The sequence below is a fragment of the Microcoleus sp. C2D2 genome (assembly GCF_036702495.1).
GTDB lineage: Bacteria > Cyanobacteriota > Cyanobacteriia > Cyanobacteriales > Microcoleaceae > Microcoleus.
The window spans coordinates 1-16,139 of the sequence record NZ_JAUBTO010000114.1 but is presented as its reverse complement, the minus strand read 5'-3'; the positions used below and the strand labels follow the sequence as shown (position 1 = coordinate 16,139).

15 protein-coding genes and 2 pseudogenes are annotated in these 16,139 nt (G+C 46.4%); 9 read left to right on the top strand and 8 right to left on the bottom strand.

Features of this window, described 5'->3' with window-relative positions:
* Positions 1-12: 12 nt before the first annotated feature.
* Both QUB61_RS28240 and QUB61_RS28235 read left to right on the top strand, forming a co-directional pair.
* Positions 13-378, top strand: coding sequence for a hypothetical protein (locus QUB61_RS28240; protein ID WP_333133272.1), 366 nt, complete (start codon positions 13-15; stop codon positions 376-378).
* A 142-nt stretch (positions 379-520) separates the two neighbouring features.
* Positions 521-1,516: an Rpn family recombination-promoting nuclease/putative transposase gene (locus QUB61_RS28235; protein WP_333133274.1), complete on the top strand. Its 996-nt coding sequence runs from the start codon at positions 521-523 to the stop codon at positions 1,514-1,516.
* A gap of 354 nt (positions 1,517-1,870) precedes the next feature.
* Here the strand turns inward: QUB61_RS28235 and QUB61_RS28230 are convergent, their stop codons facing one another.
* The 4 genes from QUB61_RS28230 to QUB61_RS28215 all read right to left on the bottom strand — a co-directional run bounded on the left by QUB61_RS28230 (position 1,871) and on the right by QUB61_RS28215 (position 5,299).
* Positions 1,871-2,374, bottom strand: a complete 504-nt coding sequence (locus tag QUB61_RS28230; RefSeq protein ID WP_333133276.1) for a DUF2243 domain-containing protein — start codon at positions 2,372-2,374, stop codon at positions 1,871-1,873.
* Positions 2,375-2,790: 416 nt separating this feature from the next.
* Positions 2,791-3,015 (bottom strand): hypothetical protein, encoded by a 225-nt coding sequence (locus QUB61_RS28225; RefSeq protein ID WP_333133278.1) that lies wholly within the window; start codon positions 3,013-3,015, stop codon positions 2,791-2,793.
* Positions 3,016-3,414: 399 nt separating this feature from the next.
* The gene (locus QUB61_RS28220; RefSeq protein ID WP_333133279.1) at positions 3,415-4,881 is read right to left on the bottom strand and encodes a GUN4 domain-containing protein; all 1,467 of its coding nucleotides are present in this window, start codon (positions 4,879-4,881) and stop codon (positions 3,415-3,417) included.
* A 1-nt stretch (position 4,882) separates the two neighbouring features.
* Positions 4,883-5,299 (bottom strand): Pepco domain-containing protein, encoded by a 417-nt coding sequence (locus tag QUB61_RS28215; protein WP_333133281.1) that lies wholly within the window; start codon positions 5,297-5,299, stop codon positions 4,883-4,885.
* Positions 5,300-5,586: 287 nt separating this feature from the next.
* Here QUB61_RS28215 and ispG point away from each other — a divergent pair, with 287 nt between their 5' ends.
* Positions 5,587-6,807, top strand: coding sequence for a (E)-4-hydroxy-3-methylbut-2-enyl-diphosphate synthase (gene ispG, locus QUB61_RS28210; protein ID WP_333133283.1), 1,221 nt, complete (start codon positions 5,587-5,589; stop codon positions 6,805-6,807).
* Between the two features lie 260 nt (positions 6,808-7,067).
* A complete protein-coding gene (gene ctpC / locus QUB61_RS28205) occupies positions 7,068-8,423 on the top strand; it encodes a carboxyl-terminal processing protease CtpC (RefSeq protein ID WP_333133284.1) in 1,356 nt (451 codons plus the stop codon).
* A 384-nt stretch (positions 8,424-8,807) separates the two neighbouring features.
* Here ctpC and QUB61_RS28200 read toward each other — a convergent pair whose 3' ends face one another.
* Positions 8,808-9,014, bottom strand: coding sequence for a DDE transposase family protein (locus QUB61_RS28200; RefSeq protein WP_333133286.1), 207 nt, complete (start codon positions 9,012-9,014; stop codon positions 8,808-8,810).
* Between the two features lie 302 nt (positions 9,015-9,316).
* On the opposite strand from QUB61_RS28200, the gene QUB61_RS28195 reads away from it, so the two are divergent.
* Positions 9,317-12,055, top strand: coding sequence for a heavy metal translocating P-type ATPase (locus QUB61_RS28195; RefSeq protein ID WP_333133287.1), 2,739 nt, complete (start codon positions 9,317-9,319; stop codon positions 12,053-12,055).
* 199 nt (positions 12,056-12,254) lie between these two features.
* Here the strand turns inward: QUB61_RS28195 and QUB61_RS28190 are convergent, their stop codons facing one another.
* Positions 12,255-12,602 (bottom strand): hypothetical protein, encoded by a 348-nt coding sequence (locus QUB61_RS28190; RefSeq protein WP_333133289.1) that lies wholly within the window; start codon positions 12,600-12,602, stop codon positions 12,255-12,257.
* 105 nt (positions 12,603-12,707) lie between these two features.
* Between QUB61_RS28190 and tmk the strand changes: the two genes are divergently transcribed.
* The 4 genes and pseudogenes from tmk to QUB61_RS28170 all read left to right on the top strand — a co-directional run.
* Positions 12,708-13,376 carry a dTMP kinase gene (gene tmk / locus QUB61_RS28185; protein ID WP_333133291.1) on the top strand — a complete coding sequence of 223 codons (669 nt, stop codon included), beginning with the start codon at positions 12,708-12,710 and terminating at the stop codon, positions 13,374-13,376.
* 291 nt (positions 13,377-13,667) lie between these two features.
* On the top strand, positions 13,668-14,630 hold the full coding sequence (locus QUB61_RS28180; RefSeq protein WP_333133293.1) for a DNA polymerase III subunit delta': 963 nt from the start codon (positions 13,668-13,670) through the stop codon (positions 14,628-14,630).
* A 27-nt stretch (positions 14,631-14,657) separates the two neighbouring features.
* On the top strand, positions 14,658-15,143 hold the full coding sequence (gene msrA / locus QUB61_RS28175) for a peptide-methionine (S)-S-oxide reductase MsrA (RefSeq protein WP_445300177.1): 486 nt from the start codon (positions 14,658-14,660) through the stop codon (positions 15,141-15,143).
* A gap of 72 nt (positions 15,144-15,215) precedes the next feature.
* A pseudogene (locus tag QUB61_RS28170) lies at positions 15,216-15,344 on the top strand (cyanobactin maturation protease PatG family protein); the annotation flags it as partial.
* 118 nt (positions 15,345-15,462) lie between these two features.
* Here QUB61_RS28170 and QUB61_RS28165 read toward each other — a convergent pair.
* Positions 15,463-15,897, bottom strand: a complete 435-nt coding sequence (locus tag QUB61_RS28165) for a transposase (RefSeq protein ID WP_333133295.1) — start codon at positions 15,895-15,897, stop codon at positions 15,463-15,465.
* 113 nt (positions 15,898-16,010) lie between these two features.
* Positions 16,011-16,139, bottom strand: a pseudogene (locus tag QUB61_RS28160) (photosystem II q(b) protein); the annotation flags it as partial.

Below are 16,139 nucleotides of genomic sequence, written 5' to 3'. Positions count from 1 at the left end.
GAGTTAAGTCAAATGGCAAACAAACTCCAAGTTAATACACAGTCGATCGGCTACAGCGACTTTTACTGGAACCGCTTTAGTCCGAGAGTTGCGACTATCAGCAGCGTCCGCAACGCCAATCATTGGGACGGCGGATTTCTCACCTATATTGCATTTCCCACAAAAGTAGAAGCTACAGCAGCAATGAAATATTTGCTCTTGCATCAAAAAGCTGCTGATGTCGATATGCGGAAAGCCAAGCGAATGAAAGCAAAAGGCATTCGGTGGGAACTCAAAATTCGGGGTTTAGCTTTTAATGAAGTGGTGAAGCTTGCGACTATGGATATAACTGGAAAGCTAGTGATGTCCGCTGCTGCTACTACTCAAGCCACAGGCTGATAAAAACATTCAGATAATAGGTTGGGTTGAGACAACAAAACCCAACCCTTCCAATATTTGTCAATATCCATCTTCCTCTCTTTTCTCCTCCTCTGTGTCCTCAGCGCCCTCTGCGGTTAATAAAAAAAATCCTATAAAATATATGCGTTTCATCAGCCCCAAAACAGACTTTGCATTCAAAAGAATATTCGGATCTTCCGAACATCCAGAAATTTTAATCAGCTTCCTAAATGCAATGCTGTATAACGGAGAACCAACAATCCAAGAATTAGAAATAATTGACCCTTATTCAGCAGGAAGCGTTACAGGATTGAAAGACACTTACCTGGATGTCAAAGCCAAGATTACCGGGAACAAAACCGTGATTGTGGAAATGCAGGTACTCAACGTCGCCGCCTTTGAAAAACGGGTAGTGTACAATGCAGCAAAAACCTATTCTACTCAACTCAAAGCCGGAGAAGGTTATTTAAAGTTAAATCCGGTCATTGCTTTAACCATCACCGACTTTATCTTATTTGAAAATACCGAAAAACTAATTTCTAATTTTGAATTCACAGAAACTGAAGAGAAATTCGTCTATCCCAACTGCGAGTTAAAGTTAGTGTTTGTCGAGTTACCGAAATTTAAAAAAGAATTGAATGAACTAGAAACTCTGCCGGAAAAATGGATTTACTTTATGAAAAACGCGCCCTCTTTGGAAGCAGTACCAGATACATTGGGGTCTATTGAAGAGATTAATACCGCGCTGGAAATTGCCAACCGAGCAAATTTGACACTAGAAGAATTGAATGATGTAGACAAACGAGAAATGTTTATCCAAGACCAAATCGGGTCTGTGCTCAAAGGGATAGAAATTGGCCTCCAACAGGGGATTGAACAGGGAATACAACAAGGAATCGAACAAGGAATCGAACAAGGAATCGAACAAGGAATCGAACAAGGAATCGAAAGGGGTAAAATTGAGGGGGAAATAGGATTAATTATGCGTCAGATAGTGCGGCGGGTGGGTGATGTTACACAGGAAGTTCAAACTCGCATCCAGGGGTTATCTGGGGAACAGTTAGATGATTTGGGAGAGGCTTTGTTGGATTTTCGGAGTCAAGAGGATTTGATTGCGTGGTTGGATTCGGCGGGATGAACTGAGGAGTTAAACAGAGAGTCAATCGATTTTAGATTTTAGATTTTAGATTTTAGATTGAAGTATTGACAAGGCCCAAAAACGGATACAAGCCCCCGACTTAAGTCGTGGAAAGATAAAAATTTTAGAGCCTAGTTCAAGCTCCCAGATTTATCTGTGGGGTAAATCTAAAATCTAAAATCTAAAATCTAAAATCTAAAATCGACTGACCCCACGGATAAATTCGGGGGGCAAGTTTCATCGGATACAGGTTTTTTATTTCTGGACGGATGAATCCGGGGGCTTGTATCCTGGATGCTTTCGGTGAGGGATTTTTAACGCGGATTTGGTAGAATGCCCAATCTCTGCATTCATTTAAACTTTAGTATCTGCGGGGACTTCTCTCTGTACCAGCATCCAACCTAACAGGGCTAAAATAAGACCGAAAGCGAGAAATCCTAAATCCCAAGCTAACTCGTTGATACCGGGTTTGACGTGGTGGATTCCCAAAATTTGATGGTCAACAATGCCTTCAACAAAGTCAAACAATCCAGCACCAATTAATATTGAACCCAAAAAAGTTTGAGTTGACAAAGGAACATCTTTGCGCTTCACAGCACGCCACAAACAGAAGATACCTGCTACTGTTACCAACCAATCCGCAGCGTGAAACAATCCATCTCCGAGGGTATTTAATTCTAAACCGGCAACCGTAGTATCTGTTTTAACGCTGCTAAACATATGGTGCCACTGCAGGAGTTGGTGCAGCACAATGCCGTCAAAAAAGCCGGACTGACCGATACCGAGGAGAACTCCTGCGATAATTAGAGGTCGGCGGTTGTTAGCTGCGGTGGCTGGTGGGTTTGTGCGATCGTCCAATGGGAAACCTCAGATTATTTATCAGATTATTTAACTGCTGAGTCTGGGTCTGTGAAGGGATTTGCCAATACATTTTTTAGTTTTGCTGGGGAGGAGGGGCGATCGCATCATCCGCGAGAGAGATTTCTGGAGTTGATGGGGGCTACAATTAAATCGGTTGAGGATTTGAGATAATTTTCGTGAATTAATTCGGATGATTTATTACGCCTGTAGGGGCGGGTTCACCCTAATTTATCAGACACAACCAAAAATATTGTAAACCCGCCCCCACCCACCGGATTATCGGTGAATTTCTCAATCTAGTTTAGATTAAATCCGCCAATGAATTCGAGTAATTCATTGGGCGGGGGCGGGTTTATTTAGATTGTTATTGAGCGATATAGATGTTGGTGAACCCGCCCCTACAGAACCTTTGTCTAGGCAAATACGGCTTCTACGGCTTTCGGCAATTCTATCGGCACGAAATACGCGACTGGATACAAATAATCTTCGCCGGATTCATCAATAACTCGGATAAATTGATGTTCCGCAGCGCGATTATCCGGTATGATTCGATAGATTTTTCGCACTTCCAAGGATGCTTGATAGTCTTGATTGTTAATGCAAACTACAAATTGTGTTTCTAAGTTATGGGGATTCATGACTCCTATAAAATATATTTGATTTTGATTTCTTTTTTTCCAATGCCGTGTGCTTCGTACCAATGTAGTTAAGCTTCGCAGGCTGTACCATCAGTCAGGCTAATTGTTGCTAAGCCTTTGAGTTTTCTCCAACGTCCATTGCCATAAACTTTCCGCAAACGTTCTACTTCCCGAATTGATTGGCCAACTGCTATTGTTTCAATATTAGTAATATTTCCGATAATTTAAAAGTGCATTGCACATCAAATATTAAACTTGATTTTTGCTAAGTGTTACAACTCGTAAGTCGCTGGTAGCATTTTAGCCCAGTCCGGTCAGTACCAGGTATGGGAAACGTAGAACTGGCAAGGTTTCGTGGAAAAAGCCTGTGTGATAAATCTTTATGAAACCCTGAAACGCTTAGATGTTACAGTCTACAAGTCTCGAGGCGAGAGAATAGTAGACATTGATCGCCTCCCACGCGTTCCCCAACACCGTAGGGAGGTGCCCCCCAGGGGCTCGGGTGGAAAATTTTAGATCTGTGTATTCCAACCATGTGTTATTCACACGCCAACCTACCCGATCGCCAAAAGCTTCCGAAATTTTCTTATCATATTCCCTGGTTCCCCCCAGACTTTCATAGATGCGTTTCTGCACCGAAAAGCCGAAACGTCCGTTACTGTGTTTTACCCAAAGTTGGTCAATAGTTCGTAAGTCTTCACAGGGGAATAGATAGATATCTCTAGGTGTGAGAAAGTCATCCTTTGTTCTCCCCACTGCTTCCAGCATTTTTTTAAGCGTTTCCTCATCTGCCTTTTGCCATTCTCGAGTTGCCAGTAAATCGCGCAACTTAGTGTAGTCTACTCCCCGGTCAGAGTTGAGGGGAACATCAGGCTCAATAAAAGTAGGATTAGGAGGTGCAGGTTGAGGGGATTTTTCGGTTTTAGCACGATTTTCCGAACTCGGTTGATATGGTATAGATCCTTGTTGTTTCTGTGAAATAGCAATTCTTTCTATTGCCTCCACAGCCTCCATATCGTGACCGTAAGATGCAGCTAACACCCGAATCCACAATTGTTTTGCCAATACTAGATTCTTGTTGACTTCAACTCTGTAAGCATCAGTCTTAAGCATAGCGATATCAGCGCTAGTGGCGTATTTCGGCAAAAGAATTAGGTGAGATTTTTCAATAGGTTCAGCAATAGTCAGAGGTGTTTGCTTGGGTTTCCCACATTGGCGATTGAGTTCGGGTACTCGATGGATTAAATATTGATTCAATCGTTCAACAGTCGCACATTTACCTTGAGTACCCAATCCTTCTAGTAACGCACAAGTAAAAACACCTTGCTGTAAATCTTCAATTTCATAAGATATCTGATTTGGACTACAGGAAGCAATGCTGATGACTCCCATTTGCCGCGCTTGTTCGGCGGTTTGACGGCCAATCCCCTCAACTGACTTTCCCTCATCGCGGCAAGCATCCAAAATCAAAATAATATTATCAGCCCCGCAGCGCCGCAAGCGTTGGATAATATAATTAACTGAAATATTACTATTTGCAATATCTTCGGGAAAACCGTCAGTCGGCATCAAATAATCGCACCCATTTTGACGAACTCCGTGACCGCTGAAGAAAAACCAAAAGTTATCTCCCGGACTCATAAAACGCCGTTCAAACATAAGGTGTAACAACCGCATCACGTTCGATCTAGTAGGCAGCAACTGTTTTTCCGATGAGTCTTCCGAGAAATGGTAAACTTTCTCAAATCCCGCCTCATTGCAGAGAAAATTCCGCATTAATTCTGCATCACGCTTAGCATATTTCAGCGGACGTTGCAGGTGATCGTATTCATTAATACCTATGACAACAGCCCAATTTTCCGCCATTTCACTTTGATTGTTCCCGTTTAAACTTGAGCTTTATCGATCCTTTTCCTCCCGCTGCGGCCCCGTTACCGATGATGCTAATTTGTCCCTGACCGTTAATTTCCACCGAGAGCTCAATTTCCTCTAACTCCATCTTAGACTTGCGATCGCGCTTTTCTTCACTGCGGATTAGGAGTCGATCGACAACTGCCAGCAAATGAGCCATTTCTTGCTCTAAAGTCTCTACACTGACATTATGAATTCTAAATTCACCCGTGGCATCGGAAACTTTTGGCGGTTGAGAAGAATTTGACGGTGATTCCATATCCAAGAAAGGTGCTCCCCCCATTCCCAGACTTTTGCCACCATCAGCAGTAACGAGTTGAGGCGAATCGCCCGGAATATCGCTGGTCACAATCCTAATCGTTTCATCTGGCATAACTGCTGAAAACTCCAAAGTATTTATATAATTTTGTCAAATTCTAACTTAGATTGTAACGAGAAATTGTAGCCAAAATCTTCATTAACCTATCTTCGCGTTCCCGGTGATGCCTGCGTAACACGACGAACCCAACCTACATCATGTGAGTGGGAGGTAGGCGAGCATTTTGATCCCAAATCCTAAATCCCAAAACCTCATTGTCCAAACAGAGCATTTCTATGGCAACCTGAAAAATAGGAAACAGAATTTTATAGAGCTTGGTAACAGAACACTAGCAATCACTTATGCAAACTCTACCAAATCCAACTAAAACCGCATCTAGCCAACCCATCTTCGACACCACCATCAAACGCCGCAAAACCCGACCCGTCAAAGTCGGTAGCGTGACGATCGGCGGCGGCAACCCCGTCGTCGTACAGTCGATGATTAACGAAGACACCCTCGACATCGACGGTTCAGTCGCCGGAATTCGGCGCTTGCACGAGATTGGCTGCGAAATCGTCCGCGTCACCGTGCCCAGCATGGCCCACGCCAAAGCATTAGCCGAAATCAAGCAAAAACTGCACGCCACCTACCAACCCGTGCCCCTCGTCGCCGATGTCCACCACAACGGCATGAAAATTGCCCTCGAAGTCGCCAAACACGTAGACAAAGTGAGAATCAATCCCGGACTGTACGTGTTCGAGAAGCCGAAAGCCGACAGAAGCGAATACACCGACAGCGAATTCGCCGAAATTGGCGAAAAAATCCGCGAAACCCTGGAACCTCTGGTGATTTCCCTGCGCGACCAAGGCAAAGCTTTGCGAATCGGCGTCAATCACGGTTCCCTCGCGGAACGGATGCTGTTTACCTACGGCGACACGCCCGAAGGCATGGTAGAATCCGCCCTGGAATTCATCAAAATTTGCGAATCCCTCGACTTCCGAAATATCGTACTTTCCCTGAAAGCCTCCCGCGCGCCCGTGATGGTGGCTGCTTACCGCTTGATGGTGCACCGGATGGACGAACTCGGCATGGATTACCCGCTGCATCTCGGCGTCACGGAAGCAGGAGACGGCGAATACGGCCGCATCAAATCCACCGCAGGCCTGGCACCGCTGCTGACTGACGGTATCGGCGACACCATCCGCGTCTCGCTGACAGAAGCCCCTGAAAAGGAGATTCCCGTTTGCTACAGCATTCTGCAAGCCTTGGGACTGCGGAAAACGATGGTTGAGTATGTCGCTTGTCCTTCCTGCGGTCGCACTTTGTTTAATTTAGAGGAAGTGTTACACCAAGTGAGAGACGCGACCAAGCATCTCACCGGTTTGGATATAGCAGTAATGGGCTGTATTGTCAATGGGCCGGGAGAAATGGCTGATGCTGATTACGGCTACGTCGGGAAGCAGCCGGGTTATATTTCGCTGTACCGGGGCCGGGAAGAAATTAAGAAAGTCCCGGAGTCCCAGGGTGTGGCAGAATTGATTGATTTGATTAAATCGGACGATCGCTGGGTCGAACCTTAGCCCCTGAAGAACAGGCTTTCCGGCCTGTTCCACAAAACCTCAAGTTTCTTGTGGGCCGTTGCTTATAGCCCGTCAGGAACAGGCTTTCCGGCCTGTTCCACAAAAAAACATCAAGTTTATTGTGGGCCGTTGCTCCTAGCCCGCCCTGAATAGAACTCGGCAAAGTGGAATAATATATGTACGCCAAACGCGAGCGGGCCTTGCCTGTGTTAGATTGAGCGTAATTATTCTGAACTCTTTTCCTCCCGCGCGTCAGACAAATGGTTATAACAAAACGAGGGCTTGTTCTAAGTGCAGCAGCGGTGGTACTCACTGCTGTAACTCTTGCCAACACTGGTTGCAGTTCTAAATCTCTGGCTTCTTTTCGGGGAAGCCCTAAAGAGTTGGTTGATGAAGTTTGGCAAATTATTGACAAACGTTATGTAGATGGCACTTTTAACCAGGTTGACTGGAAAGCGGTGCGGAATGATTATTTGAATCGGACTTATACCAGCGACGAGGAAGCTTACAAAGCAATTCGGGAAATGCTGAAGAAGCTGGACGATCCTTATACGCGGTTTATGGATCCTGAAGAGTTCAAGAATATGCAGGTTGAAACTTCTGGGGAACTGACAGGAGTGGGGATTCAGTTAACTCAAGATGAGGAAACTAAAAAGTTGGTGGTGATTTCGCCGATCGAAGATACCCCTGCTTTTACTGCTGGCATTCTGGCAAAAGATATCATTACTAAGATTGACGGCAAGAGCACAGAAGGCATGGATACGAATCAAGCGGTAAGTTTGATTCGCGGCCAGGCGAATACAGAGGTGACGCTGACGATTTTGCGGGAAAGCAAGGAATTAGAGTTTAAGCTGAAACGCGCTAAAATAGAAATTCATCCAGTGCGGAAGTCGGTGCAGAAAACTCCCATCGGAGAAGTCGGCTATATTCGCTTAAATCAGTTCAGTGCGAATGCTGCATCGGAAATGCGATCGGCAATTAAGGATTTGGAACAGAAAAAGGTGACGGGCTATATTTTAGACTTGCGTTCCAATCCCGGCGGGTTGCTGTACGGAAGTATTGAAATTGCTCGGATGTGGCTCAAAGAAGGTACGATCGTCTCGACGGTCGATCGAGTCGGTGAGGCCGATAAACAAACGGCAAATAAGGCAGAGCTCACAGACAAACCGTTAGTTGTACTGGTAGACGGCGGTTCAGCAAGTGCTAGCGAGATTCTATCCGGTGCTTTGCAAGACAACAAACGCGCGGTTTTGGTGGGAACAAAGACATTTGGTAAAGGTTTAGTTCAGTCAGTACACGGCGTGGGAAATAATGCCGGTTTGGCGGTGACAATTGCCAAGTATTTTACTCCCAACGGCACTGATATCAACCACGCCGGGATTGAACCGGATTTTAAGGTAGAACTCACCGACGCTCAAAAACAGGAATTGAGGCGCGATCGCGATAAAATTGCTACCACAGCCGATCCGCAGTACGCGAAAGCTATGGAAGTTTTGACACAGCAAGTTACTGGTAAAATAGGGAACAATAAGGCGGAGTCGAAACCGAATGCAGCGCCACCTAAACCGAATGCGGCGCAAGCAAAACCGAGTGCAGCACCTTCTAAATCTAAATAGAAAACCTCTATAGGGTTTCAGTTAAAAAAAAGCATTCTGGGGAAGATTTAGGGCTAAAAGCCAAAATTTTAAACTCGAATGCTTCGCTATTTTTTGCAATCCGTCATTGCGAGTCATCTCAAATCCGGTATCATCGTCGGGCGTAAAATCCCGTCAACAGTCAACCACGGACCGTGCAACCGAAATCGATCTAATTAATCTGCGTTAATCTGTGTTTATCTGCCCTCATCTGCGGTTAAAAAAAGAGAATTTGTTAACCGCAGATGACAATGGATTAACGCGGATTAACGCAGATGAATAGAAGAGAGATATGAAGAATTCCGATGCTAACAGATTGGAGATCGCGTTAGCTTTCGCGATGCGGAGGAAAGTAATAGTAATCCCTCATTGGGGCTGGCATTTGCCGGCGCGAATTAATCCGATGCGGCGGGCGATGGCATCTTCGGGCGAATCGTAAGGGCCCCACTTTTCAATAATACTGGGGTTTTGTTGTTCGAGTTGGGCGATCCTCTGCGAGGGCTCCGCCAACGGCAAAATTTCGCAATTACCTGCAGGACGTTTGACAATATAAAATTTTGGTGTGGCTGTCATAGATTAATTCGTCAAATAAAAGCTGGATAATAACTAAGCAATTCGCTCATTATATCAAGTAGGGAAACAGCACGGCGCCCTGTCCAAGGCGTGTCTTAGCATTAAACCCCCAGTCCGACAGTTGTTTTAACCCCTGCGGGACTGCGGATTTAACCGCCTGGAATAAATAAGAATAAAAAAAACTAACACTTTGGGAAGATGCCACAATATTTATCTATGATAAAAATATAGACATTTGTCTAAACAGTGCATTAAACGCTTTCAGAAGCGCCGAAATGTTCTAATCAATACAAAAAACACCCATGCACTTTTTCGCCAAAACAATCCCCGAAATTCCACCAGAAATCATATCAGTTAAAGAATCACCGCCAGAACTTGTTACTTTCGATGTCGGCGGGATGAAATGTGCCGGCTGCGCGAAAGCTGTGGAACGCCAACTCATGCAGTATTCAGGCGTCATTTCAGCTTGCGTTAACTTGGCCGTAGAAGTCGCGACGGTTGAGTGTCAACCGGGGGCTGTCGATGCAGAGGCTTTAGCGAAAAAGTTGACTGATAATGGATTTCCCTCTCAGTCTCGTTTAGGTGAAAATCAGCGGGAAGCAGAAGCGGCAACAATTGAACGGCGGCGGCAAGAAATTAGACAGCAAATCAAGCAATTGACGATCGCCCTGATCTTAATTATTCTATCCGGTTTAGGTCACGTACTCGGCACAAAAGCCCCTATTCTCACCAATATTTGGTTTCACTGGGGACTCGCCACCCTAGCTTTACTGCTACCGGGCCGCCCGATTATGGTTGACGGGTGCCGCAGTTTGTGGCGAAATGCACCCAACATGAATACTTTGGTAGCTTTAGGCGCTGTCACAGCTTACACCGCTAGCAACGCGGCGCTGCTGTTTCCACGGATGGGATGGGAGTGCTTTTTTGACGAACCGGTGATGCTGCTGGGCTTTATTTTGTTGGGCAAAACTCTCGAACAGCAAGCCAGACGGCGCGCTGCATCAGCTTTGCAAGCTTTAATCGCATTGCAACCGGCGAAAGCCCGCTTAGTTGATTTTAAACTCCCGAGTTTAGATTTGCGATCGGAAGAATTGCCTTTAAATTCAACATCAGAGGTATACAATCCACAATACATTGAAATTCCAGCCGATCGCGTCCGAGTCGGAGAATGGCTGCAAGTTTTGCCCGGGGAAAAAATACCAGTAGACGGTGAAGTCTGCGAAGGCAAAACAACGATAGATGAGTCGATGCTGACTGGCGAATCAATGCCGGTTTTGAAGCAACCAGGAGATACAGTTGCGGCGGGAACCATCAATAAATCCGGGGCAGTTGTGATGCGCGCAACTCGCACCGGTAAGGAAACAACTGTAGCTCAAATGGTGGGTTTGGTGCAGGCAGCCCAAACTCGCAAAGCGCCGATTCAAAATTTAGCTGATACTGTGGCGGGATATTTTGTGTATGGGGTAATGGCGATATCGGTTTTAACTTTCCTATTTTGGTATTTTGCCGGCACTCATATTTGGCCTTCTGTGCTTTTAGGACACGGGGCAATGGGCATGGGACACGGGGCAATGGGCATGGGGCATGGGGCATGGGGCATCGGGCATCGGGCATCGGGCATGGTAAACCAATTACCAATTACCGATTACCCATTACCAATTACCCATTACCAATCTCCTTTATTATTAAGTTTGAAATTGGCGATCGCAGTTTTAGTCATCGCTTGTCCTTGCGCTTTGGGACTGGCTACCCCAACTGCAATTTTAGTCGGTTCTGGCATCGGGGCGGAGCGCGGGCTTTTAATTCGCGGTGGTGATGTTTTAGAACGGGTGCATCAATTAGATACGGTGGTTTTTGACAAGACTGGCACTCTGACAACCGGAAATCTCACACTCACAGATTATTTGCCGATTTTCCAGAATTCGGAGTTGGATTTGAACTCAGATATTAATGTTGGCAACAGGCAAGATGCCTGTTCCACAATTGATGGAGTTTCTGGAGACAAACAAGATGTTTGTTCCACAATTGATGGGGTTTCTGGCAACAGGCAAGATGCCTGTTCCACAATTGATGGGGTTTCTGGCAACAGGCAAGATGCCTGTTCCACAATTGATGGAGTTTCTGGCAACAGGCAAGATGCCTGTTCCACAATTGATGGAGTTTCTGGCAGGGTTGACTCAAAACTGCTGCAAATTGCGGCGGCGGTGGAAAGGGGCGCTTCTCATCCCATCGCCGCAGCGATTTTGCAGGAAGCTCAACAGCAAGGTTTGCCGCTGCTAGCTGCTGAGGATTTCTGCACGGAACCGGGCTTCGGGGTTTCTGCTTTGGTCGAGGGCCGGCGCGTGTTCGCGGGGAATGCCGAGTGGATGAGCGAGCAGGGGGTCGCTGTGGCGACGCAATTGTCGGGATCAATGGAAGGCAAAACGGCGGTTTACGTGGCTTCTGGGGGCGTTTTGCTGGGGGTAATCGGGCTAAAAGATACTCTGAGGCCGGATGCTAAGGCGGCGGTGGAACGTTTGCGGGGCATGGGATTGCGGGTGATGATGCTCACGGGGGATACGGCGTCGGCGGCGGCGGCGACGGCGCAGCAGCTAGATTTGGCGGCGGCTGATGTTTTGGCCGGGGTGCGGCCGGAAGGGAAGGCTCGGGCGATCGCAACTTTGCAAGCCCAAGGCTGTAAAGTGGCTGTGGTGGGGGATGGCATCAATGACGCCCCGGCTTTGGCTCAAGCTGATGTCGGTATCGGTTTGCACTGCGGCACTGATGTAGCAGTTGAGACTGCTCAAATTGTGCTGATGCGAAATGCTTTGATGGATGTTGTTGAGTCGATAGACCTGGGGCGCGCTACATTCAACAAGATTCGCCAAAATTTATTTTGGGCTTTTGGTTACAATACTCTGGGAATTCCGGTTGCAGCGGGTATCTTGCTGCCTGCAACCGGAATTCTACTCAGTCCTGCCGCGGCCGGGGCATTTATGGCGTTTAGCTCTGTTAGCGTTGTTACAAATTCTTTGTTTTTGCGCCGGGGATTTCGAGATTAAATTTATTCCTTGCAGATAAAAATCGGAGGTCATCAGCCATTAGCTAGGAACTAATGATTAATGACCTCACTCAAGGATGGATATCAGCGCCTGACACCATCCGTCGAGAGCAAAAAAATTTCGATGTTAGTTCGATGCCCCAGATTCGTCTGTGGAGTCAATCTAAAATCTAAAATCTAAAATCGACTGACTGATATGGCTACAGTGCCATACTTTCCAAGAGTCGCCAATTATTGTTGTTCATAACGGAATGACTCACTAGCTCGAACATTTGACGGCAGTGGTTGTTGGTTTGCAGTGGCAGTTCTTCGTTTTTAATCACGAAGTTCATGCGAACCTCTGAGTCGCTGGCCGTGTTTTTCTCAATTAGGACTTCTGCGGTGACAAGTTTGGCAATCGAAACTTGACCGGGGAGCTCGCGAGCCATGAGGGCATCTCCTGTATTGTAGATAATATCAAGATTGCATGACTCTAAAATTTCAATCAGGGACTGACGGAGACGGTCGATCGGAACGGCAACGATAAAAAAACCAGTATAGCGAGCCATAGACAACTCCAGCCGTGAGGCATTTAGACTTTATTATCATACCGAACCTAGAAGAGATACACAGAACAATATGGATTTATTTTATTCAGGTGGAAAGTTAGGGCAATGAAGGGCAAACTTATCGTGTTTGAGGGGGTTGAAGGCGCGGGTAAAACTACGCAAATGCAGCGGTTGATACATTGGCTGCAAGCAAGTTGCTTTCTGAGAGTCGGGTTGGTGGCTACTCGCGAACCGGGGGGTACTGAGTTGGGAAGGGGACTGCGACATTTGCTGCTGAAACAAGATGCGGGGGAAGTGGTATCCGATCGAGCAGAATTACTCATGTACGCTGCAGATCGCGCTCAGCACGTCGAAACTTGTCTCAAACCCGAGTTATCCAAGGGAACGATTGTTTTATGCGATCGCTTTACTGACTCTACGATTGCTTATCAGGGCTACGGCCGCGGTCTTAACTTAAATTTAATTAAACAGTTGAATGAAATTGCCACCGGCGGCTTGGAAAGCGATCTGACTTTGTGGCTGGATATTAATGTGGAGGCGGGTTTGGCGAGGGTAAGGGCTCGGGGAGGGTGCGATCGGATCGAGCAAGCTGATTTGAAGTTTCACCACCAGGTGCAGCAAGGTTTTGCGGAGTTAGCCGCGGAAAATAAATCTCGAATTGTCCGGATAAATGCCGATCGCCCTGAATATGAGGTCGCTCAGGAAATTCAAGCTCTTGTAACTCGCCGATTAGAAGCTTGGGGATATTTAAATAATACCAATTCTGAAAAATAGCGCTACATAATCTGTAGGGAAACGGCAATGCCCTGTCCGGCTCCGGCCACTTACAATTTAAGGTTCTTAACTCAAAACAATTATTTAGCAGTCCATTAAACCACAATAACCTTTTGGTATTATCCCAACCGCGCCCGACAGTTAGGATATTCTTAATTACTGCTGAAACCCTAGATTTTCTTCCTTCTTCCTGACATCCGTTACATCCGTTACATCCGTTACATCCGTTACATCCGTTACATAATCCGTTGCCGAACTTCCTTCTTCCTTCTTCCTTCTTCCTGAGCAAACATGGATTATTTTACCTCATTAATCGGACAAGAGCGAGCAGTAGAATTGCTAACTCAAGCAGTCGAGCGAAACCGAATTGCTCCTGGTTATTTATTTGTCGGCTCTAACGGCATCGGCAAAAGTTTAGCGGCTCAGTGTTTCATAGAGCTTTTTTTTTCAGCCAATCTTCCCGAAAGGATCTCGATAACCTCCGTGCAAAATCGCGTGAGGCAGCGAAATCATCCAGACTTACTTTGGGTTGAACCAACTTACATTAACCAAGGTAAACGGCTTTCGACCAAGGAAGCAGAGGAAGCCGGTTTAAAGCGGAAAGCACCGCCACAAATTCGCTTAGAACAAGTTCGAGAAATCGGTGAATTTCTCAGCCGCCCACCGCTAGAAGCTGCGCGTTCAGTCGTAGTTTTGGAACAGGCAGAAACAATGGGTGAGGGAGCAGCTAACGGCTTGTTGAAAACATTGGAAGAACCGGGAAAAGCAGCGCTAATTTTAATTGCTCCGACCGTGGAAGTTTTGCTGCCAACTTTGATTTCCCGCTGTCAAAAAATCCAGTTTTCTCGGCTGAATCCCCAAGCAATGGGACAAGTTTTGCAGCAAGCGGGATTCGCGGAGATTTTATCGCATTCCGAGGTAATGGGGATGGCTCAGGGAAGTCCTGGGGAGGCAATTGCTATTTGGCAGCAACTGCAATCAATACCCGATGATTTGCTGCAAAAGGTGAAGCAGTTGCCTCAAAATCTGCGGTCTGCTTTGGAATTGGCCAAGGAAATTGATAAAACTTTAGATACTGAATCTCAGTTGTGGTTAATCGATTATTTACAGCACTGTTACTGGCAGCAATTTTTGGCAGGGGGAATTAATCGATCGCCCTTAGAACCCTTGGAAAAAGCCCGACAATATTTGCTAAACTACGTACAGCCGCGATTAGTTTGGGAATGCACACTGATGGGGATATGTCAAGCATAACCTAGTGCCAAGTTTTCTCCCAATACCATGAGTAACACAATGGAAAAAGCCACATTTGCCGCCGGTTGTTTTTGGGGAGTGGAACACAAGTTTCGCGCCGTTGCGGGTGTTGTCTCGACTGCTGCGGGCTACACCGGAGGTCACTGGCCCAATCCCTGCTACCTCGACGTTTGCGCCAGAGTCACCGGTCACGCTGAAGCCGTGCTGCTAGAGTACGATCGATCGCAGGTGAGTTACGAAGCACTGCTAGATGTATTCTGGAACTGTCACGATCCTACCCAAATCAATCGCCAAGGCCCCGACAGAGGCGAACAGTACAGGTCTGTGATTTTTTATCACAATTCCGAACAAGAAAAAGCCGCTCGCCTCTCCAAACACAAATTGCAAACTTCCGGTAAATACGACAAAGATATTGCCACCGAAATCAAACCTGCTGGTAATTTTTATATGGCAGAGGATTACCACCAGCAATATATTGAGAAGAAGCGGCATTCGTCAGAAGTTATTAGTTAACAAGTAGGCAAACGCGACAAAAAATCAAATATCTTAGGGGCGAGTAAGGCAACGATTTATACTAGCCGCCAGTTGAAGCTGAAGTTCTTCGATCCAGAAAACAGTCGCCGTGCCCTGAAGGTGTTCCGGTTGACGATTGATGTCAGCGACCTGATTCCAGTGACGCTGGACGATGTGAGAACTTGGTCTTGGCCGTATTAGGGAGCGCAGAGCAAACAGCCGTCAGACCCACTGACTGAGCTTCATGCCCGACAACGGGACAAACACAAACAACTACACTCATGTGAAAAACTCTCATGGATCAGAAAAACTTGATGCCTCAAGCCGCAGGCCTGAATTCATAAAAAAATCCCGATCGCATCTTTGCGGCTTTGGGGTAGCCGTGAATGTAGCGTAAGGTGTTGAGTGCTCGTTCCTTGCCCCCAGGCGAAAAGCCATCACAGAAATATCGTTTTTCCCAGAAGTGTCCCGTGCGATTCAGCATCCGGTTAAAACACCTGGTAGTATACCAGTTGACCCAGTGCATAATTTTTGGCAAATCATCAGGTTGAATCGGTTCAATCAAGTAGTGGATATGATTTGACATGATGCAAACGGAGTACAGCTTAAACTTGTATTTCTCGATCGCTTGTTTGATGGCATAAAGAAACACTTCGCGGCATTCGCGCCCTTGCAGTTTAAACTCTCTATTGTTGCACCGGATTGTGACGCGGTAACTATGGCGAGTCTGGAAGTGACGACGTTTTCTCGGCATACGATTAGAAACATTGGTGTCAACTAACGAATAAAGAAACCTATAAAATCTATTTCCCCAAACAAAAAGCGCCCCTATTTCTAGGAGCGCTTTTTGTTATCTAGGACTAAAACTTAGCCGTTGATAGAAGGAGCAACCATTGCTACGGGAGTTGTAACACCCGCTGCCAAGTCGAGAGGGAAGTTGTGAGCGTTGCGCTCGTGCATTACTTCCATACCCAAGTTAGCGCGGTTGATGACATC